Source organism: Nocardia inohanensis NBRC 100128, assembly GCF_001612945.1.
Lineage (GTDB): Bacteria > Actinomycetota > Actinomycetes > Mycobacteriales > Mycobacteriaceae > Nocardia > Nocardia inohanensis.
In genome coordinates, this window is the sequence record NZ_BDBK01000017.1 from 56,531 (window position 1) to 81,494 (window position 24,964).

The window sequence follows — 24,964 nt, forward strand, 5'->3', positions numbered from 1 at the left end:
CTCATCGTAACCGTTCAATTGCGTGGCCGGGCCACAACTTTCGATCAACAACCGGCCTGTGCGAATGCGCGCACATATCCCGCCGACTGCCGTACATACATCCAGGCCCAGAACGCCGCACCCGAATCACTGGGGCTCGCCACCATGGTGATCTCCCCGTCGAAACACTTCTGCACGATGTAGCGCGCCCGCGACACGTGCGGGGTGTAGGTGATCACGATGATGTGCTTCCAGCCGTTGAGTTCCGCGCGCCGCCGGATCTCGCGCGCCTCGCCCTGGGTGGTCCACGGATCGGGCACGAAGCAGTGCACCGTGAAATCGAAATCGCCTGCGCAGTAACGGTTCATGGCCGGATCGTCGGCGCCGGTGGAGCGGGAGATGAGCAGTTCGGGGGCGAGTCCGCGGCGCGCCAGGTCCAGGCCCAGGTCGAAGCGTTCGTAGGCGGTGCCGCCCAGCACCACGATGGCGTCGGCCGGGCGCAGCGGGTCCAGTTGCGGGTGCACGTAGACCGGTATCCCGGCATAGACGATCCCGGTGAGGAGAGCGACCAGGGTGACGATGGTGGCCGCGACGCGTCGGTACCCAGGCACAGGATCGACGATACGGCCGGTCGCGCGGGTAACTGTGACCGGTCGTTGCGATCCAGGTCACGTTCGTGGCATAGTCCTCACATTATGTGAGACGAAGTGGTCTCACATACCGCGTGGAGGGCAATACGTTGTTGATCGAGACGAGGATGGCGCGCCGCAATGGCATGTCGCGGGTGCTGATCGCCGCAGCGGCGCTGGCGCTGACCGCGACGGGGACCGCGAACGCCGAACCGGCCGACCAGGTTCCGGTGGCGCCGGCCGTGACCGTTCCCGCACCGCCGGAACTGGATCCGGGCTTCTACCGCCCGGCCGCGGCGCTCTACGCGGACAAGGCCCCGGGCGAGATCATCGCCGCCAAGCAGATCAATGCCGCGAATCTCGGCCTGATCCCGCTCAATGTGGATGCCTGGCAGGTCTCCTACCGCTCCACCAATACCCGCGACGAGCCGATCGCCGCGGTCGCCACCGTGCTGAAGCCGCGTGGATCCGCACCCGACAAGCTGGTGTCGATGCAGATCGCGCAGGACTCGCTGGGCGGATACTGCGCCCCGTCCTACGCGGTGCAGCAGTGGTCGGCCAGCGCCCTCGTCGGGCAGATCGTCGCGCCCGCCGAATTCGCCATCTCGCAGGGCGCGTTGCAGCAGGGCTGGGCGGTGGTGATCCCGGACCATCAGGGACCCGACAATGCCTATGCCGCCGGACCTTTGGCCGGGCGCATCACCCTGGACGGCATTCGCGCCACCCGCGACTTCGCGCCCATGCGGCTCACCGAGAATGCCCGCATCGGCATGTACGGCTACTCCGGCGGGGCCATCGCCACCGGGCACGCCGCCGAGCTGAAGCAGTCCTACGCGCCGGAGTTGAATATCGTCGGCGCGGCCGAGGGCGGCGTGCCGTCCGATCTCGGGGTAACGCTGGACGTGGCCCACGGCCAGGCGACCTCGGGTCTGGTGTTCCACGCGGTGCTGGGCCTGAGCCGCGAATACCCGGATTTCAAGCGGTTCCTGGACGACAATCTGGATCTGCTCGGCAAGGGTCTGGCCTTCGTGCACCAGGGGCTGTGCGTGCAGTACGCCTCCGAACTGCTGCCGTTCCTGAACCTGAAGGGGATGATGCGCACTGCGGGCGACCCGATGCAGGACCCGGCGGTGATCGACGTGGTGAACAAGACCCGCATGGGCAAGGCGGTGCCGGATATGCCGATGTACATGTGGCAGGCCAACCCGGACGAGGTGATCCCGGTCGGTCAGGTCAACACCCTGGTGGACAGCTACTGCCGAAACCCTTCCGCCGATGTGAAATACACGCGCGAGCACTTCGGTGAGCACGTGGCCACCGAGATCTCCGGCGTCGGGCCCGCGCTGCTGTGGATGAAGGACCGTCTCGATGGCATTCCGGCGCAATCGGGTTGCTCCACCACCGATGTCGGCTGGCTGGCGCTCGATCCGGCCGGCACCCAGCTGCTGGCCTCGGCCTTCGGCGAGGTCTTCGCCTCGTTCTTCGGGAAGCCGATCGGCGTCAAGTAGGTGCGGTCGGCGGGCGCCGGCCGGTATCATCGCGCGCGCTTGCTCACCACCTGGAGGACCCGTGCCCGCGAAACCCACTGCCGCCGAACTGCTGGCGACCGTCGAAGCCTCGCCGAAGGCCGTCGGCGCCCACGACAAGGCCGCCTGGGTGGGCTTGTTCGCCGGCGACGGCAGAGTGGAGGATCCGGTCGGTTCGCGGCCGCACGTCGGCCGCGCGGCCATCGACCGGTTCTACGAAACCTTCATCGCGCCCAACGGCATCGCCTTCGACGTGACCAATGACGTGGTGTGCGGGATGACGGTCTTCCGTGACCTGACCATCGCCACCACCATGTCCACCGGCGTCACCCTGCACGTGCCCATGCACCTGCGCTACGACCTCGCCGAGGTGGACGGCGCGCTGAGAATCGCTGTGCTGCGGGCGCATTGGGAGCTGCCCGGCATGATCGGGCAACTCATGGGCTCGGGCACGCAGGGGCTGCTGGCCGGAGCCAAGCTGGGGCCGCAGCTGCTCGGCAACCAAGGCATCGGCGGCGCACTGGGTTTCATGCGCGGTATGCGGAGCGTGGGCGCGAACGGCAAACGGGCCGCCGGACAGCTCCTCGACGCGTTCGCGCGCGGTGAGGTCCCGGCCGCGCGCCCGGTGCTGGCCCCGGTGCCGAAACTGGTCTGGTCCGATGGCGACGCGATGTCCCTGGAGGACTTCACCACTCGCGCCAAGGGGCTGCGCTGGAGCAAGCCGATCGCCGCCGGCCGCCACGTCACCACCACGGTGGAGACCCGCGCCGGCCGCGGCATCGCCCAGCTGGACTTCACCGATCGCGGCAATCGCGTCGAGGCCGTCCGAATCTTCGTGTAGCGCTGCTCAGTCCCGGGTTCCGACGATCGCGGTCAGCGGATCGGTTTTGCTGAAGGTGGTGCCGCCGGCCGCGCCGACCACCTTCCCGTGCACGCTGATCAGCCACTGGCCGCACACGCACCGCAGGTATTGCACCGAGCGGTGGGAGGACACAGCCGTGGGGGAGGGCCAAGCGCAGGAAGGGCATTCGGCTATCACCTCTCCCATCCTGCGCGGCCGAGCGCTCGCTGAGCATGATCGACACGCGGCGCGCCGCAAACTCGTTGCGAATAGCTCAGTTCGGAGCCGGTCCGCCGCGCCGGACCGCGGTCGGCGTTGCGCCCCACCAGCGTTGGCAGCAGCGAGTGAAAGTCGATTGTTCCGAAAGTCCCAGCAGCGAGGCGATCTGGCTCATCGGGATATCGGTGGTGGTCAGGTACCGGCGAGCCTCGCTGCGCCGCACCTCGTCGAGCAGCGCGGCGAACGATGTCCCCTCGGCGGTCAGGCGGCGTTGCAGCGTGCGCGGATGCACGGTCAGAAGCCGTGCCACAGCGCCGATTTCGGGTGCGGCGGTGCCCAGCAACTTCTGTAGCGCGATGCGAACCTTCGGCGCGAGCGCGGTCGCCGCGCCTCCGGCCTGCTGCGCCAGGAAGGCCATCGCCAGTCGATGCAGGTTCTCGTCCCCGCCGGAGAGCGGACGATTGGCCAGGGCGCTGGGCACCCGCAGCAGCGCCGCCGGACGTTCGGTTCGCACTGGCGCACCGAAGAATTCCTCGTACACCCGCACCGGCGCGATCGGACGATAGGGCAGCTCCACCGACCGGAGCCCGTACCGTTCCCCGGTGAGGCGCGCGATCGCGTGGTGTACGAAGGCCAGTCCCACATCGGTGCCCTGCACCGGGGTCGGCGCACCGGGTGTGGTCACGCCGTAGCGCAGCGCGATGACTCCGCGATCACCGTACGGATCGGGCTCCATGGTCAAGCTCAGCGAGCGCGCGTGCACGAACAGATACCGCGAGGTGCATTCGAGCACATCGGCGAGGGTGGGCGAATTGCGGATGGCGAGCGCCAGCGGCCCGAGCATCTCCAGGTCCTGCCGCCGCGACATGCGCAGCCCCAGATCCGGGCAATCCAGGCGATGTGCCGCCAGCTCCATGGCCGCCGCCACCGCCTGATCCGGCACCAGCAGCTCGTCGGTATCGAGGGCCTCCAGGGGCAGTCCGCACAGCGTCGCGAACTCCTCGGCATCCCCGCCCAGCTCGGCCACGGTGGCGCGGAAGCCGCGCAGCCCCGCGGACCTGATCACCGACATGTCGTCCAGGATCAAATACTTGTCGCGCAGAGTCAAGAAAGTGGGTGCGGCCGCCAACACACTGGTAGGCATGAGCGCTGTGGACACCCTCGCCGAACACCTCGATGTCGTGATCGTCGGAGCCGGCCTGTCCGGTATCGGCGCGGCCTACCGCCTGCAATCGGAGCATCCGGGCCGCAGCTATGCCGTGCTGGAGGCGCGCGACAGCCTCGGCGGGACCTGGGACCTGTTCCGCTACCCCGGCATCCGCTCGGACTCGGATATGTTCACCCTCGGCTATCCGTTCAAGCCGTGGCGCGATGCCAAGTCGATCGCCGACGGGCCGTCCATCCTGCGCTACATCACCGAGACCGCCACCGAGAACGGTATCGACAAGCACATTCGCTTCGGCGCGAAAGTCGTTGCCGCGGAATGGGACAGCGCCACCTCCCGCTGGACGCTGACCATCGCGCAGCGCACCGCCGCCGGTACCGAGAACCGCACGCTCACCTGTAACTTCCTGTACTCCTGCGCGGGTTACTACGACTACGACCGCGGTCACGAACCGGTGTTCCCGGGCATCGAGGAGTTCGCCGGGACCGTCGTGCATCCCCAATTCTGGCCGGAGGACCTGGATTACGCGGACAAGAAGGTGGTGGTCATCGGCAGCGGCGCGACCGCCGTCACCCTCGTTCCGGCCATGGCCGAGCAGGCCGAACTGGTCACCATGTTGCAGCGCAGCCCCACGTGGATCTCCGCGGTGCCCGGCCGGGACAAGCAGGCCGACAAGATTCGTGAACTGCTGCCGCCGGAGCTGGCGCACCGGGTCATCCGCACCAAGAACATCCTGTTCAATATCGGCTTCTACCAGTACTGCCGCCGGCGGCCGGAAGCGGCGCGCAAGCTGCTCACCGGGCTCACCACCCGCATCCTGAAGGACCGGGATCTGGTGGCCGAGCATTTCACCCCCGAGTACAACCCGTGGGATCAGCGCCTGTGCGCGGTGCCGGACGCGGACTTCTTCAAGGCCATGCGCAAGGGTAAGGCCGAGGTGATCACCGATCACATCGAAACCTTTGTGCCCGAAGGCATCCGGTTGCAGTCGGGGCGCGTGGTCGAAGCCGATGTGGTGGTCACCGCGACCGGCCTGCAACTGCTCGCCTTCGGCGGGGTGCAGCTACGCGTGGACGGTGCGCCGGTGCAGCTCTCCGACGAATTCGTCTGGCAGGGCACCATGATCAGCGGCGTGCCGAATTTCGCGGTCTGCATCGGCTACACCAATGCCTCGTGGACCCTGCGCGCCGACATCACCTCGCGGTTGGTCTGCAAGATCCTGGGCTACATGGACCGCAACGGCTATCCGGCCGTCGCTCCGCAGCCGCAGGGCACGCTGAACCAGCGCCCGCTGCTGGACTTGGCCTCCGGTTACATCCAGCGCTCGATCGGTGCGTTCCCGCGTCAGGGCGACAAGCATCCGTGGACGGTGCGCCAGAACTACCTGCTCGATTCGGTGACCACCTTCCGCACCGATCTGCGCAAGACCCTGAAACCGGTCTCGATGGACAAGACCCTGCAACGCGCGTGAAGCGGCGGTGGGCGAGAATCCGCGTATGAGGCTTACCCGCAAGGTGTTCGTGGCGGCCGCGGCCGTCGCCGTCCTCGCCCCGCTGCCGGTCGCCGTCGCCGCGCCCGGCTCGGGCGGCGGACAGGCCGGAAGTGGTTCCGGCGCATCGGTTTCCGCCGCCACCGGCTCCGGCGAGGTGCCCACCGCCGCCGCGAGCAGCGCGACGCTGATCCTGGCCTACTCCTTCGGGAACCGCATGCCCGCCGGCGCGGATCCGGATCGCACCATCGGCGAACCGGGTCCGGTGAACGAGGAATTGGCGGCGGCCGTCATGGCCACGCGCGGGGACCGCGGCACCCCGGTCTACGCGCAGACCGAGATCGCCCAGGTGCTGCGCACCCGCTACGGGCTGACCGATGTGGTCGCCATCGACCCGAGCCGCGACGCCGACGGCAAGCTGATCTATCTCTCCACCGACGGGGTCGCCGCCGCGGTCGCCGGATTGCGCGGCGGCGCGGTCGCCACCGACCGGGTCGCCGTGGTGGCTTTCCAGGATCACCTGTGGCGCGCCACCGCCACCACCGCCCAGCGCGGCTTCACCGCTTTCGCCCCCGCAGGCGTGACCATGCCGAGCACCTACGACCCGCAGTCCGGTCAGCTCTGGACCACCAGCCCGCTGCTCTACATCCCGACGGACCTGCTGGGCCGCCTGGCTCTGCTGAAGTAGCCATCCGCCCGGGAAATCCGTTGCCGCCGCGACTCGCCCGTCGCGGGTCGCGCGAGACCGGGCGATGCGTGCGCGCGAATATTCCCGCCTGCCATGCTGGCGCGGTGACCATCGAGGATCGCCCGTTGTACGTCGCTCCGGTATCGGAATCGCGGCCGGGACTGTGCGAGGCGCTGCCCTCCCGAGCCCGGCGGCGCACGCAATCGTCGTGCCGGAATCCGGTGCTGCGAAAGGGTTTCTCGCAGCGCTCTCCGAGTGCGCTGGGGCGGCGGCATTTACGGCCTTCGCAGGGTGGCGAAAGTCCGTCGGCCGGTGAAGAGGTTTCGGGGGCAAGACAATTCGCGGTGGCGGTGCTACGGGTGGCTTTGGAGGTACTCGACGGGCGGCGTCCGGTGCCGCAGTTGACCGTGCTTGCCGACCGCACGGTCTTGGCGGCGATTCACACCCTGCACACGGCCGCCGAGGTGCCCGGCCGGGAGCTCGGGTCCGCCTGCCTCAGCAGCGTGAATGTGATCATGTCGGACCCCCGGGCGGCGGAAGTTTTCGCCGGATACGATCGCGGAACTCGGCATTTCGCACTGGCCGCCCGCATTGTCCGCGGTCGTTCCGGGTGGCGGTTGACCGCATTCCGAGTGTGCTGAAGACCGTGCGGTCTCTCCGGTAATAGCAGAATTGCCTGATCTCGGGGAATTCCAATCGCGCCTGGTTTGAAACCTCACTCCCGCGGCATTAGCATTTCGGCGAATAGCGGCACCTCTACGTGGAAGGGCAGTCCATGGCGAAGAAAGTCACCGTAACTCTGGTTGACGACTACGACGGCGAATCGAAGGCCGACGAAACCGTCTTTTTCTCGATCGACGGGAACGAGTACGAGATCGATCTGTCGATCAAGAACGCCGGCAAGCTGCGGGAGTCTCTCGAACCCTGGACCGAGAAGGCCCGCAAGGTAGGCCGTTCCACCAAGCGCAAGGCGGGGCTGGCCGCCGGCCGCACCCGTCCCGCCGTGGACCGCGAGGAGAGCACCGCGATCCGCGAATGGGCGCGCGCCCAGGGCCACCAGGTTTCCTCGCGCGGCCGTATCCCGGCCGAGATCGTCGACGCCTACCAGCGCACCAAGAAATAACCCGCCGCATTCCCCGGAGGGGCAGCGGAAATTTCGGGCGTGGGCGACCATCGGTCGCCCGCGCCCGGTTTTTTCGCCCGAAATTGTCCGGTCGCACCCCATCGGACCAGCACATTCACATCGAGCGACGGTAGCCTCGGCCGGCCGATTTGTACGGATCGGGCCTGAACTATTCGCGAATACCGCGGCACGGCTTTCCCGGCGGCGGGTCAGGCCACCCTGGGCAGCGGCGCGCCCCGCGGCGGCAGTTCGGCCCGGATGTGCTCGAGCAACCGGCGCGCCCGGGTGCGGTGCGTATCGGCGGCTGTGCCGTCGCCCAACGCGTCGGCGAGTTCGGCGAGCACGGCGTCCATGGGACCGAAGACCGCCATCCCGGTCTCGATGCCGACGATGGTGCCGGTATGCGGTGAAAGGTAGTGGTACAGCTCGCGGATCGTGGCGGCGTCACCGAGGGTCAGCGCCGCTCGCGCCCGCAGCGCCGAGGCCAGTATCGGATAGAGCCCCGTCCCGATCGGATCGGAGGCGTCGAACACCGCGCGTGCCCGCTCCGGTTCACCCGCGTGCAACAGCGCCAGCGCGTACGCCTGGGTCACCGCATTGGGCAGCACCGGATAGGTCTCCGCGATGGCTCCCGCCAGCCCTGCCAGATCGCCGCGCGCCCATCCGACCGCGATGGCGCAGAACAGCTGGGACTCCCGATCGTTCATGGTCTGCGCCTTGCTGATCCGCTCCCCGTACTGCGCGTACAGCCGCTCGGCCGCATCGATATCCCCGCGCAGCAGCTCGGTGGTGGCCGCGAAGCAGCTCACCCGATCCAGCAACGGCTGCAACTGTCCTTCGTCGGCGAACTCCACCGCCAGCGCCGCCTGCCGCCCCGCCGCCCGCAGATCGGCCCGGGCCGCCGCGGCCCGATACCCCAGATCGTGTGCCACCGCCCGGTACTCGGCCAGCCCCGCCGCGGTGGCCAATCGCTCCAGTTCGTCCGCCAGCGCCGAAAACTCCGGCCCGCAATCGAATTCCAGATAGGTCACCGCATTGATGGCCGCGCAGATCTGTTCCGCTTCGCCCAGCTTCCGCGCCACCGCCAAGGCCGCGCGCGCCAGCCGCTGCCGTAATTCGTACTCGTAGACCCCCGTCTCGAAGGTCGCCGCGATCAACAGCCGGATCAAGGTCCGGGTGGACCCCGGCGTCGCATCCCGCGCGATGATCGCCTCGAGCGTGTCGCCCGCTCGCCGCTCGGCCCGTCCGGGCGGCGCAACCGGCGGTGGTTCGGGCAGGCGGTCGACCGGGTCGGGGCCGGTGGGCAGGGCGCTGCGGGGCAGGCCGTAGCGGGCGAGGGCGCTGGAGAGGGCGCGGCGAATGCGGTTGTCGGGGCGCTTCCATTCTCGGATCGGCCAGATCACCGGGGCTCGCCAGCTGGTGAGGGCCTGGGCGGACAGGCTCGGGTCGCCCAGGCGTTCGGCGAGGTCGAGGGCGCGACCGCGTTCGGCGCGGGCCTCGCGGTGACGATTGTCGTAGGCCAGGGCGGAGACCAGGGTGCAACGCGCGTCGAGCAGGGCGTGCCGGTCGGCGCGGTCGGCGTGCTCGCTATCGTGACCGGCGAGCTGATGGAGTTCGACGGCCGCCCGGGCCAGGGGCACCGTCTCGTGCCGCATCCGGCGGCGCATCCGGCGCCGGGCGGCGGCGGTGACGTATTCGATTGCGTGCCTCGCGGTTTCGGAGCTGGCCCCGAGCATCGCATGGCGGGCCAGGACGTCGGGATCGCGGGCCAGGGCGGGGTAGGCGTGGGCATTGGCCTCGAGCAGTTCCAGTGCGGCCCAATGCATCCGGCCGCGACGCAGGGCGGGAATGCCGAGGTAAACGGTATCGCGCAGCAGGCTGTGTTCGAAGGTGATGCTGCCGTTGCGGCGGGTTCCGACCAACCCCGCATCCTCGGCGGCCGCGACCAGGTCGATCAACTCCGCTTCGCGCAGCCCCGTGTCCAGGCTCAGTATCCCGAGCTCGACGCCCGGCCCCCAGATCGAAATATGTTGCAGCACCTCGGCCACCCCGGCGGGCAGCCGCGCGATCCGGGTATTCACGATCTCCCGGATGGAATCCGGAACTTGATCCATATTCCCCTGCGCCGCAACGAGTTTGGCCAGCTCACGGACAAACAGCGGATTCCCGCCCGCCCGGTGATGCAATTGCGCCAGCAACTCCTCGCCGACCGGCCCCAGCCCGGCCGCCGCCACCGCGCTCCGGGTCGCCGCCAGATCCAGCCCGCTCAGCTCCGCCCAGGTGGCGGTATGCGGCGCGAGCGCCGCCGCCGTGGTGTGTACCCCCGGACCGGCCTCCGACCGCCGCAGCGTCAGCAGCACGAAGACCGGTTCGTCCCGCAGCCAGCTCACCACCTGCCGCAGTACCTGCAAGGTCGCGGTATCGGCGCGCTGCACATCCTCCAGCAGCAGGGTCACCGGCCCGGAAGCCGCAGCGCGCCTGCATCGTTCGGCGATGGTGCGGGAAAGGGTGAACGGGTCATCGGTACCGATCGCCTCGGCCTCGGCGGTCCAGGCGTCCAGGCCGGCCAGGATCTCCGACCAGGCCCAGGCCGGGGGCGCGCCCTCTATCTCCGGGCAACCGCCGGCCGCCACCGTCCATCCCGCGCCGGTGAGCCCGCCGGCCACGTTCTCGGCCAGCGTCGTCTTCCCGATCCCGGTCTCGCCGGTGATCCACGCCAGCCGCAAGCGCCCGCCGCCCGCGGGCCGGACCCCGCCGCCCACCCCCTCGGCGATCCCGAGGATCTCGGCGAGTTCGGCCGCGTAACCGGGCACTGCGCCGGGCTCGGCCATCGCATTCGGAACGCCGCCGTTCGAAGACGCATCCGGCGGCGGTCCGGGGGTGGTGATAGTCGCGCCCGAATGCCCCTGCGCCACTGCGATTCCGGCGCCGCGCATCCACGGCTCCGGATCCACGGCCTGATTGAGTATCGCGATCTCCAACTGCCGCAACGCGATTCCGGGATCGATTCCGTACTCCTCGTTGAGGAATTCGCGCGCCCGGCGAATCGTGGTGAGCGCCTCCAGCTGCTGCCCGAGCCGATACTGCGCCGCCGCCAGCAGCCGGGTGACCTCCTCCCGCCCCGGATGCGCCTCGAACAGCGGTCGCAGCGTCAGCGCCACCTCCCCGGCGCGGCCCAGTTCGAGTTTCGCCTGTGCTTCGAGTTCGACGGCGGTGAGATGCAGTTCGGTGAGCCGATCGGCCTCGGGCGCAGCCCATTCCGAATCGGCGAAGGCTTCCAACGCGGGCCCGTGCCATTGGGCGAGCACGTTCTCCAGCAGCCCGCTGCGCACCGCCGGATCCGGAATTCCCCGATGATTGCCGATGATTTCCTGATAGTTGCGCAGCTGTTCTTCGAAAGCCCAGGCATCGACGGCCCGTTCGGCCATTTTCAAGGCGTACCCGGATGATTCGGACACGATGTAGCGGGCGGGCGCCCGCCGCGGGCGATCCGGTTCGAAGAGTCGCCGCAGATTGTGAATATGCACCTGGAGCACCGACGCGGCCTTGGCCGGCGGCTGTCCGTCCCAGAGATCGTCGATCAGGCGCTCGGTCGATACGACCTGACCTCGGGCGACGATGAGCCGTCCGAGCACGGCGCGCTGCATGGGCGTACCGAGGGGAACGGCCCGCCCGCCGACCGACAGCAGCAGGGGCCCGAGTACCCGCAGTTCCGCTCCGGTCATTCGCGCCCTCCTACGCCCCGAAAGCAAACTGGACGTTCGCCGCAAGAAGAGCACTATCCCGCAAAAACCTGAAGATGCCAAAAGGTTGCTAAACAGTTGTCGAATAGTTACTGGAGGGCCTGTCGACCTGCGTAAACCCGTGCTAAGAAATCCATTCGCGTTGCTAAGTAATGGAGATGGTTTCACAACTCGGCTGGAAGTCAACCGGAAGAGCCGTGCCCGATACTTCCGGGTGGAAGCAAGCAGAGCGAAGGGCGGTTGGCATGTCCCAGCAATCGGATTTCCCCCGCGGATTCGGTGAAACCGGAATCGAGCCGGATCACGTCGGCTTCTATGTGGACCGCGACGGCGACATCTGGGAAAAACAGCCGCACGGCTGGCGCTTGGTGCTGCAACGCGGCGTCGCCGTCGATCCGCTGTCGCTGTGGGATTGGACCGACGGCCACGTCCGCGATTACGCGCCCTTCGCCCCGGTGGGGGCGGGCATCTGACCTTCCTTGCCGCGCAGCCTATTTCGGGCTGAGTGCACCGTCGAGGTGGTCGAACGCCACCTGGCTGTGCAGCCGCACCCCGGTGATCAGGGTGTCGTCATCGGCGTAGAAGTGCGGATTGTGGTTCATGAACAACCCGCGCCCGCCCGGAATCGGCACCGGCAGGCCGTCGTCGTTCAACTCCGCGTCCTGCACCCCGAGCGTCACGTACAACCCGCCGTACTTGTTCACGAACTCGGACACGTCGTCGTAGCCGAGCGTCGCTCCCGTCCGGACCACCCGGTCCTCGCCCGCCACCCGCCGGAACGTGGGCAGTCCGGCCTCCACCCACGCCGCCTCGTTGTGCACCGCGGGCACATCCTGGAGGAACTCCACGGTGGCCGAGGAGTTGTATGCCTGCGCGGAGTTGGCGGCGAGGGTTCGCACCCGCCGCTGCACCTCGCCCATATCGGCCTCCACCGAGCATCGAACGGTGCCCCACAGCGTGACCGTTTGCCCGATGATGTTGAACCGCCCCACATCCTCGACGTGCCCGATGCTGACGGTGACCGGGTCGAAAGCGCTGACCTGCCGGTAGATCTGCCCGATGCCGGTGAGGATCGCGCCCGCCGCGGGCATCGGATCGATGCCCATCCACGGGGTGGAGCCGTGCACCTGCTGCCCGGTGATGACGATCTTGATCAGGCAGGACGCGCCGAACTGATTGCCGACCCGATAACCGATGTACCCCTTGGGATACGGCGTCACATGGAACCCGAACGCCATCGTCGGCGCCGGATGATCCAGCGCCCCTTCCGCGAGCATCTCACGCGCCCCGCCCTTTTCGCCGACCGGCGGCCCCTCCTCGGCCGGCTGGAACACGAAAAGCACTGTGCCCGGCAGCTTCTCGCGCACCCCGGCGAGCACCGTGGCCGCGCCCATCAGCATGGCGGTATGGCAGTCGTGCCCGCAGGCGTGCGAAACCGGGAACGGCCCGCCCGGATAGTTCTCGTCCACCACGTGCGAGGCGAACGGCACGCCGCACAGGTCGGGCACCGGCAGCGCGTCGATATCGCCGCGCAGGGCGATGACCCGATCCCCGGGCAGCCCGCCCTTCAGTACGCCCACCACTCCGTGCCCGGCGATGCCGGTGCGCACTTCGTCCAGCGAGAGCGAGTTCAGATGGTCGGCGATCAACGCGGCGGTATCGACTTCCCGATTGGACAGCTCCGGATGCTGGTGCAGGTGACGCCGCCACCGGACGACCTGATCGGCCACCGCTTTCGCCCCGGAATCCAACTCGTCGTGGATGGCGCTCATCTGGCTCCGATCGGTCGGTCCGGTATCCGAACACAAACTCGTCACAGCGTCTTGCCGTCACCGGCGAGGCTACTACTGTGGGAGCCGAGTTCGCCATCCGTTAGCTGACGCGTCGGCACGCTCCGGCTGGATCCGAGTGCGCCACCGCGCCACCCGATGCCACGAGGTGATCATGACTCAGGGTTGGCCAGGTTCGATGGGATCGTTCGACTCGTTCGACTCGTTCGACGACATCTTCAACCGCTTCTTCAGCTCCGGGATGTCCCGGCAGCCGCCGGTGCAGCGAATCGACCTGAGTCGTTTGCTGAGCGAAAGCTCTAAGCAGGTGGTGGCGGGTGCGCGGCAGGCCGCACACGATTGGGGGAGCGCCGAGATCACCCCCGAGCACCTGCTCTACGCGGCCGCCGAGATCGAACCGGCAGCGAGCATCATCGCCGAGATCGGCCGGGACCCGAAGCAGTTGCGCGCCACCATGCGGGAGGCCGCGGGCAGCGGTGTCGGCGCGCACGGCGGCGATCACGCCCTGGCCCTGAGCCCCGCCGCCAAACTGGCCCTGCGCAATTCACAGCGCAGCGCGGCCGAGGCGGGCAGCAGCTACATCGGTCCCGAGCACATTCTGCTGGGTATCGCCGCCACCGACAGCCCCGCCGCACAGGCGCTCGCCGGGGCCAAGATGCCCGCGAGCACCGCGCCGAACGCACCGAAACCGCCGAGCGAGACCCCGACCCTGGACGAATACGGCCGCGATCTGACCGCCGAGGCGCGCGCGGGCCGGGTGGATCCGGTGGTGGGCCGGGCCGAGGAGATCGAGCAGACCATCGAGATCCTGTCGCGGCGGCGCAAGAACAATCCGGTGCTGATCGGCGACCCGGGCGTGGGCAAGACCGCGATCGTGGAGGGGCTGGCGCAGCGCATCGTGAACGGCGATGTCCCCGCCACCCTCACCGATCGCCGGGTGATAGCCCTGGATGTCAGCTCGATGGTCGCGGGCAGCAAGTATCGCGGTGAGTTCGAGGAGCGACTCACCAAGGTGCTCGACGAAGTGCGCGCGCACTCCGACGAATTGGTGGTCTTCATCGACGAACTGCACACCATCGTCGGCGCGGGCGGCGGCGGTGAGGGCTCGATGGATGCCGGAAATATGCTCAAGCCCGCTCTGGCTCGCGGCGAACTGCATGCCATCGGCGCCACCACCATCGACGAGTACCGCAAGTACATCGAGAAGGACGCCGCGCTGGAGCGCCGCTTCCAGCCGGTCATGGTGAGCGAGCCGTCGGTGGCCGACACCATCGAGATCCTGCGCGGGCTGGTGGATGTGTACGAGGAACACCATCAGGTGCGCTACCTCGACGAGGCGCTGATCGCCGCGGCCGAACTCTCCGACCGCTACCTCACCGACCGGTTCATGCCGGACAAGGCCATCGACCTGGTGGATCAGGCGGGTGCGCGGGTCCGATTGCGCACGCGCACACCGGATCCCAAGGTGCGCGAGCTGGACGAGGAGCTGCGCCGGCTCAATCGCGAGAAGGACGCCGCGGTCGCGGGCGAGGACTACGGGAAGGCCAACAAGCTCAAAACGCAGATCGCCGAACTCGAGCAGCAGACCGAAGACGAAGTCGATCGCACCTCCATTCCGACCGTGGAGATCACCGATATCGCCGAGGTGGTGTCGCGGCAGACCGGCATCCCGGTCGCCGACCTCACCACCGAGGAACGCCAGAAGTTACTGAAACTCGAAGAGGCGCTGCACAAACGGGTGATCGGCCAGGACGAGGCGATCGTCGCGGTCTCCGAAGCGGTGCGCCGGGCCCGCGCCGGCATGAAGGATCCGAACCGTCCCATCGGCTCGTTCCTGTTCCTCGGTCCCACCGGCGTCGGCAAAACCGAACTCGCGAAAGCCTTGGCGGAGCAGGTATTCGGTGACGAAGACCGGTTGATCCGCTTCGACATGAGCGAATTCCAGGAGAAGCACACGGTGTCCCGCCTGGTCGGCGCGCCACCCGGATACGTCGGCTACGACGATGCCGCCCAGCTCACCGACAAGGTGCGCCGCCAGCCCTACTCGGTGATCCTCTTCGACGAGGTCGAGAAGGCCCACCCCGACGTCTTCAACGTCCTGCTGCAACTCCTGGACGACGGCCGCGTCACCGACTCCAAAGGCCGCACAGTCGATTTCAAGAACACCATCGTGATCCTGACCAGCAATATCGGTTCGGACCTCATTCTGTCCGCCAAGGACGGCGACCTGGATTCCATCACCCCGCAACTGGAAGAGCGCCTGCGCCGGCACTTCCGCCCGGAATTCCTGAACCGCCTCGACGAACAGATCATCTTCCACCGCCTGGATCAGGCGCAGCTGCGCAATATCGTCGGCCTGGTGCTGGACGGCACCCGGCGTCGGCTGCACGCCCAGGATATCGACCTGGACGTCTCCGACAAGGCGATGGACTGGCTCGCAGAGAACGGCTACCAGCCGGAATTCGGCGCCCGCCCCCTGAAGCGCACGGTACAGAAGCAACTGGACAACGCCCTGTCCAAGCAGCTGCTGGACGGCGCCCTCGCCCCCGGTGACACGGTCCGCATCGACGCCGACGACAACGGCCTCGAGATCGAGGCGATCCACCACACCGGCGGCAAGAAGGCCGACGCCAAGCTCGAAGAAGAGTCGATCCTGAGCGTCGGGAAGTCCGGAAAAGGCTCTAAGTCCGAGCACGCCAACGGAAATGGCAAAAGCGCCTCGAAGAACCCCAGCAAGGGCAAGGCGGCCTCTAGTAAGAACTGACCCGAAACCCCCGCGAGCGCCGCATCGGAGCAATCCGATGCGGCGCTCGCCATTCCTCACGACCGCTGCGCCGTCGCGATCAACTGCCCGTACCCGATGATGTGACTGTTCATGGTGAAGGTGGCCACGGCGGGCGGCGTATTCGCAGGCAGTCCCAAGCTCGGCGTATCCAGCGCGACCACGGTGATCACGTAATCGTGCGCCTTGTCCCCGGCCGGCGGGCACGGCCCCAGATAGCCGGTGCCCCCGGCATCGTTGGTGCCCGCGACTCCTGCTGCGCCAGTGCCGAATTCGCTCGCCTGCGCCGGAATATCCCAGTTCAGCCAATGCCAGAAGCCGCTGCCGGTAGGGGCATCCGGATCGAACATGGTGATCGCGAAGCTCCGCGCGCCGGCAGGCGCTCCCGACCACGTCACCTGCGGCGCCTTACCGGCCTCCGTGCAACCGAAAGAATTCGCCCACTGCGGACGCGGAATCGACTGCCCGGCAGCGATATCCGGACTGGTGACATCGAAACGAGCGGCACTGGACGGTATTGCGGACCGAACGCTGACGCCGGGCTTCATGGATTCGGTACCGCTGTCGTCGGTGCCACACGCACTGGCTCCGGCGGCAGCGGCCGCGGCGATAGTGACGGCGGCGATGGTGCCCAAGGTGCGCTTCATGACGACCTCCAGATGATCTCGTGCGTACTGCGTTGCGCTCATTGAAGCAGTCAGGTTCCAAACTATGAAACTCAATTCCCAATATTTGAGATAGCGCCCAGATGTGCCTGCTCCTACGACCTCTTGTCGTCAGAACTGAATCTGGGTTAACTTTCTCGTATGGAACAAGAACGCGCCCCCAAGCCGCTCCCCCTGGGTGACCGCCTCGCCGAGGGCCCGTTCCCACCCCATCACTCCGGCTGCTTCGGTTGCGGCCCCGCCAACCCCGCCTCTCCCCGCATCACCTTCGAACGCCGAGGCGACCTGGTAGTAGGCACCTTCACCATGGACGACCGCCACCAGGGCGCCCCCGGCGTAGCCCACGGCGGCATAGTCGCAGCCGCCCTCGACGAAGCCTCCGGCTCCCTCCTGATGCCCCTCCAAATCCCCGCCGTAACCGTCAAACTAGACGTAACCTTCACCGCCCCCGCCCGCCTCCACCGAGAACTGACCCTCACTTCCCGCCTAACCGCCCGAGAAGGCCGCAAGCTCTACATAGACACCGCCCTAACCGACGCCGACACCCCGATAGCCACCTCCCGGGCCATCTTCGTAGAGGTGGGCCCCGAACACTTCCACCAGTTCGGCGCCACCCCCGGCGAACTATCCAGCGTCGGCGCCTAACCCCGCCCAAGGTTGCGTGGGCGGTTGAGTGGCACACCAGTGTGGGTGAATCGGGCAAATCCCCGCACTGGTGTGCCACTCGATCGGTTAGAGGAAGAGTTGGGCGGCTAGGCCGGCTAGGGCGCCGCCCAGGAGGGGGCCCAGGACTGGGACCCAGGCATAGCCCCAGTCGGCGGTTTTGCGCGCCGGAGTCGCGTGCGCGGGGAGTTGTTCGGGGATGCGCTGGGCGGAGCCGCCGGCGCTGATGTCGGCGGGGACGCGGTCGGGGAGGACGTTCGCGGCGCGGCCGGTCGGGAGGAGGGCGTAGGCGATGCGGGGGGCCAGGTCTCGGGCCGGGTTGATGGCGTAGCCGGTGGGGCCGCCCAGGGAGGCGCCGATGCCTACGACCAGGAGGGCGGCGGCCAGGGGGCCGAGGCCGCTGGGGGTGTGACCGAAGGCGAGGATTACGTAGACGAGGGCGAAGGTGGCGATTACTTCGGTGAGGAAGTTCCAGCGGTAGGAGCGGATGGCGGGCCCGGTGGAGAAGACGGCCAGCTTCTTGGATTCGTCGGGTTCGGCGTCGAAGTGCTGCTTGTAGGCGAGGAAGGCCAGGCAGGCGCCGATGAAGGCGCCGGCCAGCTGGCCCGAGATGTAGGCGACCGTATTGGTGAAGTTGACGGCGACGCCGGGCGCGTATTCGTCGGCGCCGGCGAAGAGGTTGCCGATCGTCACGGCGGGGTTCAGGTGGCCGCCGGTTTTGTAGGCGACATAGACGCCGCCGAAGACGCCCAGGCCCCAACCGAAGGTGATCAGCAGCCAGCCGCCGTCCAGCCCTTTGGATTTGGTGAGCAATGCATTGGCTACCACGCCTGCGCCGAGCAGGATGAGCACTCCCGTGCCCAGTGCCTCGCTGAGGAAAATCGAGCTGAAGTCCATAATTGCGCCTCCCGATCGGCGGTCGCTGCGATGCCGAATCAGACTCTACGGTCTTTCGTCTGGCAAATCTCTAGGAACACGCTAGGGCCTCGGGGGCCTGGAGACAAACTCCGATATAGCGCCGGAAAGCGCCGCAACGACCACTAGCGCTGTGCCGGAAATCCTTCCGGCACAGCGCTTTCGGTCTATCCGTGGAGAGGTGCTGAGATCAGCTCACCGCGACCAGGCGTGCCGCGTTGGCCGCCTCGTCGTCGTTCGCCTCGTTGGCCGCGAGCTCGGCGTGCACACGGTCGTAGTAGCGGTTGATCTCGGCATTCGTGCGGTCGTCGTCCCAGCCCAGATGGGGCGCGATCAGGCGGGCGATCTCGGGGGCCGCCTTCAGGCCGCGGTCCGGAACCTCGATGGAGATGCGGGTGCGGCGGGTCAGCAGGTCGTCCAGGTGCAGCGCGCCCTCATGGGTGACGGCGTAGACGGCCTCGGCGGCGATGTACTCCTCGGCGCCCGGAATCGGCTGTGCCAGTTCGGGAACCGCGGCGATGAGATCGAAGATCTCGTTGGCCAGCGAACCGTAACGACCCAGCAGGTGCTCGACCACCGCGACCGGAACCTCGGCCCGCTCGGCGACACCGGCGATATCGTCCAGCATGTCCTGGTAGCCGACCGCGCCCAGGATCGGCAGGTTCGCGGTGACCGACGGGGCGACATCGCTGCCGAGACGTTCGGCGGCGGCATCGATCACGTCCGAGGCCATCACCCGGTAGGTGGTGTACTTGCCGCCCGCGATGACGAACAGCCCGGGAGCCGGTTCGGCGACCGCGTGCTCACGCGACAGCTTCGAGGTCTCCTTGGACGCGCCGGTCATCAGCGGACGCAGACCCGCGTAGGTGCCGACGATATCGGCGCGCGTAAGCGGTTCGCGCAGTAGCGAATTGACGTGATCGAGGATGTACTGCACATCGGCCGCGCTGGCGGTCGGGTGGTTCTTGTCCAGCGTCCAGTCGGTGTCGGTGGTGCCGATGATCCAGTGCTCGGCCCACGGGATCACGAACAGCACCGACTTCTCGGTCTTCATGGCCAGGCCGGTGTCCATGTTCAGCCGATCGCGCGGCACCATGATGTGCACGCCCTTGGACATGCGCACGTGGAACGGGAAGTCCACGCCGGTCATCCGGATCATGTCGTCGGTCCAGACGCCGGTCGCCGAGATCACGGTCTTGGCCCGGATGCTGTGCTCCAGACCGGTTTCCAGATCCTTCACCTTCGCGCCGACGACCCGCTCACCCTCGCGCAGCAGGCCGGTGACCTTGGTGCGGGTCAGCACGGTCGCGCCGTGCTGGGCGGCGGTGCGGGCGACCATCATGGTGTGGCGGGCGTCGTCGACCTGCGCGTCGTAGTAGCGGATCGCGCCGGTCATGGCGTCTTCCTTCAGCGCGGGCGCCAAATCCAGTGCGCTGGAACGGCTCAGGTGCCGGTGCATCGGCACCGAACGCGCGCCGCCCATGGTGTCGTAGAGGGCGATGCCCGCGCCGATGTAGAAGCGCTCGTAATGCTTTTGCAGCGGGAACAGGAACGACACCGGGTGCACCAGGTGCGGGGCCAGCTTGTTGAGCAGCAGGCCGCGTTCCTTCAAAGCCTCACGCACCAGCGCGAAGTCGTACTGCTCCAGGTAGCGCAGGCCACCGTGAATCAGCTTCGAGGACCGGCTCGAGGTGCCGGCGGCGAAGTCGCGGGCCTCGACGAGGGTGACGGACAGGCCACGCGAGGCGGCGTCCAGCGCGGCGCCGGCGCCCGTCACACCTCCGCCGATGACGAGGACGTCGATCTCGGTGTCACCCAGCGAATCGATCGCGCGGGCGCGGTAGGCGGGATCCAGATGTGCGGACACGACATGCTCCTTAGTTGTCGTCGGTGCGGTAAGTCATTGCGGGTCAGTCCATCTCGTCGTCGTCGAGATCGACCCAGTCGAGCGTGCGCGACACGGCCTTGAGCCAGCGCGCGTAACCGCGCTGCCGCTGCTCCTCGCTCCAGGTGGGCTGCCAGTTCTTGTCCTCGTGCCAGTTGGCGACGAGTTCGTCGGTGTTCTTCCAGAACCCGACCGCCAGCCCGGCCGCGTAGGCCGCGCCGAGGGCGGTGGTCTCGGAGACGACCGGCCGCGAGACCGGGACACCGAGGAAGTCGGCCTGGATCTGCATGGCCAGTTCGTTGGTGGTGACGCCGCCGTCCACCCGCAGGGTATCGAGCTTCACCCCGGAATCCTGCTGCATGGCCTCGACCACGTCGCGAGTCTGGTAGCAGATGGATTCCAATGTGGCCCGGGCCAGATGGGCATTGTTCGAGAAGCGCGACAGGCCGACGATCACGCCGCGCGCGTCCGCCCGCCAGTACGGGGCGAACAGGCCGGAGAAGGCGGGTACGAAGTACACGCCGCCGGTGTTCGGCACCTGGCGCGCCAGGTTCTCGATATACGCTGCGCCGGAGATGATTCCGAGCTGATCACGCAGCCACTGCACGGCCGAACCGGTGACGGCGATGGACCCTTCCAGTGCGTAAACCGGCTTCTCGTCGCCGAATTGGTAGGCGACGGTGGTGAGCAAGCCGTGCTTGGAGTGCACAATCTCTGTACCGGTATTGAGCATCAGGAAATTCCCTGTGCCGTAAGTGTTCTTGGCCTCACCGGGGCGGAAGCACACCTGCCCGACCGTCGCGGCCTGCTGATCGCCCAGTACACCGGCGATTTTCACCGCACCCTTGAACGGGCCGTCCGGATTGGTGGTGCCGAAGGTCTCGGGGTTCGCGGACGGCGCGATCCGCGGCAGCATCGCTCGCGGCACCCCGAACACGGCGAGCAATTCGTCGTCCCAGTCCAGGGTTTCGAGATCCATCAGCATGGTGCGCGAGGCATTGGTGGGATCGGTGACGTGCACGCCGCCGTGCATGCCGCCGGTGAGATTCCAGATGATCCAGGTATCGGGGGTGCCGAAGAGGGCATCACCCTGTTCGGCGGCTTCCCGCACGCCCGGGACATTGTCGAGGATCCACTTGAGCTTGCCGCCGGAGAAGTACGGGGCGGGCGGCAGACCGGCGCGCTCGCGGATCAGCTCGGTGTGCCCGGCCTTGTCGATCTCGGAGATGATGCGATCGGTCCGGGTGTCCTGCCAGACGATGGCGTTGTAAAAGGGTCGGCCGGTCTTGCGGTTCCACACGATGGTGGTCTCCCGCTGATTGGTGACGCCGACCGCGGCCAGGTCCCGGTAGGTGAGGTTCGCCCCCGCGAGCGCGCTCTTGATGACGGTGCGGGTGCGCTCCCAGATCTCGTCGGGATTGTGCTCCACCCAGCCGGCCTGCGGCAGGATCTGCTCATGCTCGAGCTGGTGGCGGGCAACCACATTGCCACCGTGATCGAAAACCATGAAACGGGTGCTGGTGGTGCCCTGATCAATGGCTCCGACGTACTGCGTCATCGTGGTCCTTCCCGGAAACTCGTCATTGAGTCACTACGCCCGACGTCCACGTTAGGAAGTGATCGTGATGTCGCACAGGGTTGCCGTTCGACAATGCCGAACGGTTTGCTGATAGGTTTCCGATATGCCCGGACCGATCCAATCGATCGAACGCGCGGCCGCCGTCCTGCGGCTGCTCGCGCGCGGATCCGGGCGCATGCCGGTGGGTGAGATCGCGGCGGCGCTCGGCCTGGCGAAACCGACCGCGCACGGGATCTTGCGGACACTGCAAGGCGTCGGGTTCGTGGATCAGGATCCGATCAGCGGCAAGTATCAGCTGGGGGCGGCGCTTCAGGAATTGGGTGCGGGCGTACTGGATGCCAATGAGTTGCGGTCGCGTGCCATCAACCGGGCGGACGCGCTCGCGGCGCGCAGCGGGGAGTCGGTTCGGATCGCCGCGCTGATGAACGGCTCGGTCTCGGTCGTGCACCACGTGTTCCGGCCGGACAACAGCGAGCAGGCCCTGGAAGTCGGTGAGGTACTGCCGCCGCACGCCACCGCGCTCGGGAAAGTGCTGCTGGCCTACGACTCTCAGCTGGCCGCCGCGGTACGGGAAGCCGAGCTGCCCGCGCTCACCCATCGGACGATTACCGATCGGGCCGTGCTCGGGCGGGCGCTGACCGAGGTCCGGCGCACCGGGTGGGCCGGGGAGATCGGTGAGTACCGGTCCCGGGAAGCGGGTATCGCCGCGCCGATTCGCGGACGGGGCGGGCTGGTGGTGGGGGCCATCGGTATCACCGGGCCGATCGATCATCTCTGTGACGGGCAATTGCGCTTCCGGTCGCCACTGGTTGTTCAGGTACGCGATGCCGCATCGGCCGTCTCCCGTGATCTCGGTGGCGCACAATGACTTTCGCCGAAGACAGGAGTGCGCGCCGATGACGCAACGGTATGTGCTGGCCATCGACCAGGGCACCACCTCCACCCGGTGCATCCTGTTCGATCAGCGCGCGCGGCTGGCCGGGGTGGCGCAGCGCGAACAGCGGCAGTACTACCCGCGCCCCGGGTGGGTGGAGCAGGACGCGCTGGAGATCTGGCGGAACGTGGAGCGCATCGTGCCTGCGGCGCTGCGGGATTCGGGGATCACGGTCGATCAGGTGGCGGCGGTGGGGATCGCCAATCAGCGCGAGACGACCGTGGTGTGGGATCGCAATACCGGGACGCCGATCGGGCGGGCCATCATCTGGCAGGACGTGCGCACCGAGGAGCTGGTCAACGAATTCCGGGAAAGGCCGGGGGCGGAACGGATTCGGGAACTGTGCGGGTTGCCGTTGGCGACCTACTTCGCCGCGCCCCGGCTGCGCTGGCTGCTGGATTCCGTGCCCGGGCTGAGCGGGCGGGCCGAACGGGGCGAAGTGCTGTTCGGGACCATGGAGACCTGGCTGATCTGGAACCTCACCGGCGGGGCCGACCACGGGGTGCACGTCACCGATGTCACCAATGCCGGGCGCACGCTGCTGATGAATCTCGAAACCCTGGACTGGGACGATGAATTGCTGCGGTTCTTCGATATTCCGAAGGCGATGCTGCCGCGTATCGAACCCTCCACCGGTGATTTCGGGATCGCGCGCAAGGTGGTGCCCGGGGTGCGGATCGCGGCGGCGCTCGGCGATCAGCACGCGGCGCTGTTCGGGCAGACCTGTTTCGCGCCCGGCGAGACCGAATGCACCTACGGCACAGGCGGATTCCTGCTCATGAATACCGGGCGGGAGCTGGTGCGGTCCAAACACGGGCTGCTCACCACCATCGGATATCAGGTGGGGTCGGAGCCGGTGTACGCGCTGGAGGGGCCGATCGCGGTCACCGGGTCGCTGGTGCAGTGGCTGCGGGACAACATCGGGCTGATCGCGAGCGCCCCCGAGATCGAAACCCTTGCGGGCACAGTCGAAGACAACGGCGGCTGCTATCTGGTGCCCGCCTTCTCCGGTCTCTACGCCCCGCATTGGCGCAGTGACGCACGCGGCCTGCTGATCGGGCTCACCTCGTATATCACCAAGGGGCACATCGCCCGAGCGGTATTGGAGGCCACCGCCTGGCAGACCCGCGACGTGGTCGAGGCCATGAACGCCGACTCCGGACTGCACGCCGCGGCCCTGCGGGTAGCGGGCGGCATGACCTCCGACAACCTGCTCATGCAGATCGTCGCCGACGTTCTCGACATCCCGGTCATGCGGCCGATCGTCGCCGAAACCGTTTCCCTCGGTGCGGCTTACGCGGCCGGGCTGGCCGTCGGGTACTGGCCGGATCTGGAAGGGCTGCGCCATAACTGGCGCGTCGCCGCGCAATGGACCCCGCGCATGGATCCGACGCTGCGTGCCGAGGAGTACGACAATTGGCGCCGAGCCGTGGAGCTTACCTTCGGTTGGCTGCGGCCCAAGAAGCCCTTGACCTAACGTGGCAGGTATGCGGTTGCACGTGGGATGCGCGATGTGGACACACCCGGCATGGCAGCAGCAGCCGCTTCCCCCGGCCGAACGGCTCCGCACCTACTCCTCCTGGTGCAATGCCGTCGAGGGCAACACCACCTTCTACGCCATCCCGCAGCGCCGCACCGTCGAATCCTGGTCCCGCCAAACCGATCCCGACTTCCGCTTCGTGATGAAGCTGCCGCGCACCGTCACCCACGACCGCCGCCTCACCGGCATCGACAACGACATGAACAGCTTTCTCGATGCGATAGCCCCGCTCGGCCGCCGCCTGCACGCGCTCTGGATCCAGCTCCCCGCCTCCTTCACCGACCTGCGCGCCCTGTCGAACCTGCTGGAGGGTTTGCCCTCCCACTACCGCGCCGCCGTGGAAGTCCGCCACCCCGCCTTCTTCGAAAACCCTCGCGCCATAACCCAACTGGAATCCCTCCTGGAACGCACCGGCGCCGAATGGATCCCCTTCGACACCACCACCCTCTTCGCCACCCCACCGGTCAGCCCCGCCGAACAAGAAGCATGCGCGAAGAAACCCCGAGTGCCCCGCCGCATGAAAGCCCTCACCGAATACCCGATAGTCCGCTACCACGGCCGGGACGACCCCGCCGTCACCATCGCCGGCTGGCAGCCCTGGGTCCACACCGTCGCCGCCTGGCTACACGAGGGCCGCTCTCCCACGGTCTTCATCCACACCCCCGACAACGCCCGCTCCCGCGCCCTCTCCCGCCGCTTCCACGACGAAGTCCGGGCACTGGTCCCCGCCCTGGACCCCCTCCCCACCCCCATCCCCACCGACCCCATGACGCTGTTCTGACCAGCGGCGACGGGTATTCGCCGCAGCC

General features: G+C 67.7%; 20 protein-coding genes. 12 read left to right on the plus strand and 8 right to left on the minus strand.

What is annotated here, in order from left to right; all coding sequences use genetic code 11:
- Positions 1–44: 44 nt before the first annotated feature.
- On the minus strand, positions 45–590 hold the full coding sequence (locus NI1_RS30980) for a YdcF family protein (protein ID WP_157535429.1): 546 nt from the start codon (positions 588–590) through the stop codon (positions 45–47).
- A gap of 146 nt (positions 591–736) precedes the next feature.
- Here NI1_RS30980 and NI1_RS30985 point away from each other — a divergent pair, with 146 nt between their 5' ends.
- Together NI1_RS30985 and NI1_RS30990 are read left to right on the plus strand one after the other, a co-directional pair.
- Positions 737–2,116, plus strand: a complete 1,380-nt coding sequence (locus NI1_RS30985) for a lipase family protein (protein ID WP_245663489.1) — start codon at positions 737–739, stop codon at positions 2,114–2,116.
- A gap of 61 nt (positions 2,117–2,177) precedes the next feature.
- Positions 2,178–2,975: a nuclear transport factor 2 family protein gene (locus NI1_RS30990; RefSeq protein WP_067828034.1), complete on the plus strand. Its 798-nt coding sequence runs from the start codon at positions 2,178–2,180 to the stop codon at positions 2,973–2,975.
- Positions 2,976–3,249: 274 nt separating this feature from the next.
- On the opposite strand, the gene NI1_RS31000 is transcribed toward NI1_RS30990, so the two are convergent.
- Positions 3,250–4,338 carry an AraC family transcriptional regulator gene (locus NI1_RS31000; RefSeq protein WP_245663490.1) on the minus strand — a complete coding sequence of 363 codons (1,089 nt, stop codon included), beginning with the start codon at positions 4,336–4,338 and terminating at the stop codon, positions 3,250–3,252.
- On the opposite strand from NI1_RS31000, the gene NI1_RS31005 reads away from it, so the two are divergent.
- The 4 genes from NI1_RS31005 (at position 4,337) to NI1_RS31020 (ending at position 7,659) form a co-directional block, all read left to right on the plus strand.
- On the plus strand, positions 4,337–5,830 hold the full coding sequence (locus NI1_RS31005; RefSeq protein WP_067829102.1) for a flavin-containing monooxygenase: 1,494 nt from the start codon (positions 4,337–4,339) through the stop codon (positions 5,828–5,830). The genes NI1_RS31000 and NI1_RS31005 overlap by 2 nt on opposite strands.
- 25 nt (positions 5,831–5,855) lie before the next feature.
- Positions 5,856–6,536, plus strand: a complete 681-nt coding sequence (locus NI1_RS31010; protein WP_157535431.1) for a hypothetical protein — start codon at positions 5,856–5,858, stop codon at positions 6,534–6,536.
- A 104-nt stretch (positions 6,537–6,640) separates the two neighbouring features.
- Entirely contained in the window at positions 6,641–7,177 is a 537-nt protein-coding gene (locus NI1_RS38250) for an Rv3235 family protein (RefSeq protein ID WP_157535432.1), read from the plus strand.
- Between the two features lie 134 nt (positions 7,178–7,311).
- Positions 7,312–7,659 carry a histone-like nucleoid-structuring protein Lsr2 gene (locus NI1_RS31020; RefSeq protein WP_067829108.1) on the plus strand — a complete coding sequence of 116 codons (348 nt, stop codon included), beginning with the start codon at positions 7,312–7,314 and terminating at the stop codon, positions 7,657–7,659.
- 209 nt (positions 7,660–7,868) lie between these two features.
- On the opposite strand, the gene NI1_RS31025 is transcribed toward NI1_RS31020, so the two are convergent.
- A complete protein-coding gene (locus tag NI1_RS31025; RefSeq protein ID WP_067828045.1) occupies positions 7,869–11,384 on the minus strand; it encodes an ATP-binding protein in 3,516 nt (1,171 codons plus the stop codon).
- Positions 11,385–11,647: 263 nt separating this feature from the next.
- On the opposite strand from NI1_RS31025, the gene NI1_RS31030 reads away from it, so the two are divergent.
- Positions 11,648–11,875, plus strand: coding sequence for a hypothetical protein (locus NI1_RS31030; protein WP_067828047.1), 228 nt, complete (start codon positions 11,648–11,650; stop codon positions 11,873–11,875).
- Between the two features lie 18 nt (positions 11,876–11,893).
- On the opposite strand, the gene NI1_RS31035 is transcribed toward NI1_RS31030, so the two are convergent.
- The gene (locus tag NI1_RS31035; protein ID WP_067828049.1) at positions 11,894–13,174 is read right to left on the minus strand and encodes a M20 metallopeptidase family protein; all 1,281 of its coding nucleotides are present in this window, start codon (positions 13,172–13,174) and stop codon (positions 11,894–11,896) included.
- Between the two features lie 172 nt (positions 13,175–13,346).
- Here NI1_RS31035 and NI1_RS31040 point away from each other — a divergent pair, with 172 nt between their 5' ends.
- Positions 13,347–15,956, plus strand: a complete 2,610-nt coding sequence (locus NI1_RS31040) for an ATP-dependent Clp protease ATP-binding subunit (RefSeq protein ID WP_067829111.1) — start codon at positions 13,347–13,349, stop codon at positions 15,954–15,956.
- A 56-nt stretch (positions 15,957–16,012) separates the two neighbouring features.
- On the opposite strand, the gene NI1_RS31045 is transcribed toward NI1_RS31040, so the two are convergent.
- The gene (locus tag NI1_RS31045) at positions 16,013–16,663 is read right to left on the minus strand and encodes a YbhB/YbcL family Raf kinase inhibitor-like protein (RefSeq protein WP_245663491.1); all 651 of its coding nucleotides are present in this window, start codon (positions 16,661–16,663) and stop codon (positions 16,013–16,015) included.
- Between the two features lie 117 nt (positions 16,664–16,780).
- Between NI1_RS31045 and NI1_RS31050 the strand changes: the two genes are divergently transcribed.
- Positions 16,781–17,284, plus strand: a complete 504-nt coding sequence (locus NI1_RS31050; protein WP_067828051.1) for a PaaI family thioesterase — start codon at positions 16,781–16,783, stop codon at positions 17,282–17,284.
- A gap of 87 nt (positions 17,285–17,371) precedes the next feature.
- Here NI1_RS31050 and NI1_RS31055 read toward each other — a convergent pair whose 3' ends face one another.
- From NI1_RS31055 to glpK (NI1_RS31065), 3 genes are all read right to left on the minus strand, one after another.
- Positions 17,372–18,199: an MIP/aquaporin family protein gene (locus tag NI1_RS31055; RefSeq protein WP_067828054.1), complete on the minus strand. Its 828-nt coding sequence runs from the start codon at positions 18,197–18,199 to the stop codon at positions 17,372–17,374.
- Positions 18,200–18,407: 208 nt separating this feature from the next.
- A complete protein-coding gene (gene glpD, locus NI1_RS31060; protein ID WP_067828056.1) occupies positions 18,408–20,084 on the minus strand; it encodes a glycerol-3-phosphate dehydrogenase in 1,677 nt (558 codons plus the stop codon).
- Positions 20,085–20,127: 43 nt separating this feature from the next.
- Positions 20,128–21,660: a glycerol kinase GlpK gene (gene glpK, locus NI1_RS31065; protein ID WP_067828059.1), complete on the minus strand. Its 1,533-nt coding sequence runs from the start codon at positions 21,658–21,660 to the stop codon at positions 20,128–20,130.
- A gap of 124 nt (positions 21,661–21,784) precedes the next feature.
- On the opposite strand from glpK (NI1_RS31065), the gene NI1_RS31070 reads away from it, so the two are divergent.
- From NI1_RS31070 to NI1_RS31080, 3 genes are read left to right on the plus strand one after another with little or no spacing between them, the layout of a single operon-like run.
- Positions 21,785–22,549 (plus strand): IclR family transcriptional regulator, encoded by a 765-nt coding sequence (locus NI1_RS31070; protein WP_067828062.1) that lies wholly within the window; start codon positions 21,785–21,787, stop codon positions 22,547–22,549.
- 28 nt (positions 22,550–22,577) lie between these two features.
- Entirely contained in the window at positions 22,578–24,092 is a 1,515-nt protein-coding gene (gene glpK, locus NI1_RS31075) for a glycerol kinase GlpK (protein WP_067828064.1), read from the plus strand.
- Positions 24,093–24,102: 10 nt separating this feature from the next.
- Positions 24,103–24,936 carry a DUF72 domain-containing protein gene (locus NI1_RS31080; RefSeq protein WP_084524128.1) on the plus strand — a complete coding sequence of 278 codons (834 nt, stop codon included), beginning with the start codon at positions 24,103–24,105 and terminating at the stop codon, positions 24,934–24,936.
- The last annotated feature ends 28 nt before the right edge of the window (positions 24,937–24,964 follow it).

What these genes read in the sequence shown, in the direction of transcription:
- NI1_RS30985 (WP_245663489.1), top strand. Translation starts at nt 737, where the DNA reads ATGGCGCGCCGCAATGGCATGTCGCGGGTGCTGATCGCCGCAGCGGCG.
- NI1_RS31005 (WP_067829102.1), top strand. Translation starts at nt 4,337, where the DNA reads ATGAGCGCTGTGGACACCCTCGCCGAACACCTCGATGTCGTGATCGTC.
- NI1_RS31000 (WP_245663490.1), bottom strand. Translation starts at nt 4,338, where the DNA reads ATGCCTACCAGTGTGTTGGCGGCCGCACCCACTTTCTTGACTCTGCGC.
- NI1_RS31010 (WP_157535431.1), top strand. Translation starts at nt 5,856, where the DNA reads ATGAGGCTTACCCGCAAGGTGTTCGTGGCGGCCGCGGCCGTCGCCGTC.
- NI1_RS31020 (WP_067829108.1), top strand. Translation starts at nt 7,312, where the DNA reads ATGGCGAAGAAAGTCACCGTAACTCTGGTTGACGACTACGACGGCGAA.
- NI1_RS31025 (WP_067828045.1), bottom strand. Translation starts at nt 11,384, where the DNA reads ATGACCGGAGCGGAACTGCGGGTACTCGGGCCCCTGCTGCTGTCGGTC.
- NI1_RS31030 (WP_067828047.1), top strand. Translation starts at nt 11,648, where the DNA reads ATGTCCCAGCAATCGGATTTCCCCCGCGGATTCGGTGAAACCGGAATC.
- NI1_RS31035 (WP_067828049.1), bottom strand. Translation starts at nt 13,174, where the DNA reads ATGAGCGCCATCCACGACGAGTTGGATTCCGGGGCGAAAGCGGTGGCC.
- NI1_RS31040 (WP_067829111.1), top strand. Translation starts at nt 13,347, where the DNA reads ATGACTCAGGGTTGGCCAGGTTCGATGGGATCGTTCGACTCGTTCGAC.
- NI1_RS31045 (WP_245663491.1), bottom strand. Translation starts at nt 16,663, where the DNA reads ATGAGCGCAACGCAGTACGCACGAGATCATCTGGAGGTCGTCATGAAG.
- NI1_RS31050 (WP_067828051.1), top strand. Translation starts at nt 16,781, where the DNA reads ATGGAACAAGAACGCGCCCCCAAGCCGCTCCCCCTGGGTGACCGCCTC.
- NI1_RS31055 (WP_067828054.1), bottom strand. Translation starts at nt 18,199, where the DNA reads ATGGACTTCAGCTCGATTTTCCTCAGCGAGGCACTGGGCACGGGAGTG.
- glpK (WP_067828059.1), bottom strand. Translation starts at nt 21,660, where the DNA reads ATGACGCAGTACGTCGGAGCCATTGATCAGGGCACCACCAGCACCCGT.
- NI1_RS31070 (WP_067828062.1), top strand. Translation starts at nt 21,785, where the DNA reads ATGCCCGGACCGATCCAATCGATCGAACGCGCGGCCGCCGTCCTGCGG.
- glpK (WP_067828064.1), top strand. Translation starts at nt 22,578, where the DNA reads ATGACGCAACGGTATGTGCTGGCCATCGACCAGGGCACCACCTCCACC.
- NI1_RS31080 (WP_084524128.1), top strand. Translation starts at nt 24,103, where the DNA reads ATGCGGTTGCACGTGGGATGCGCGATGTGGACACACCCGGCATGGCAG.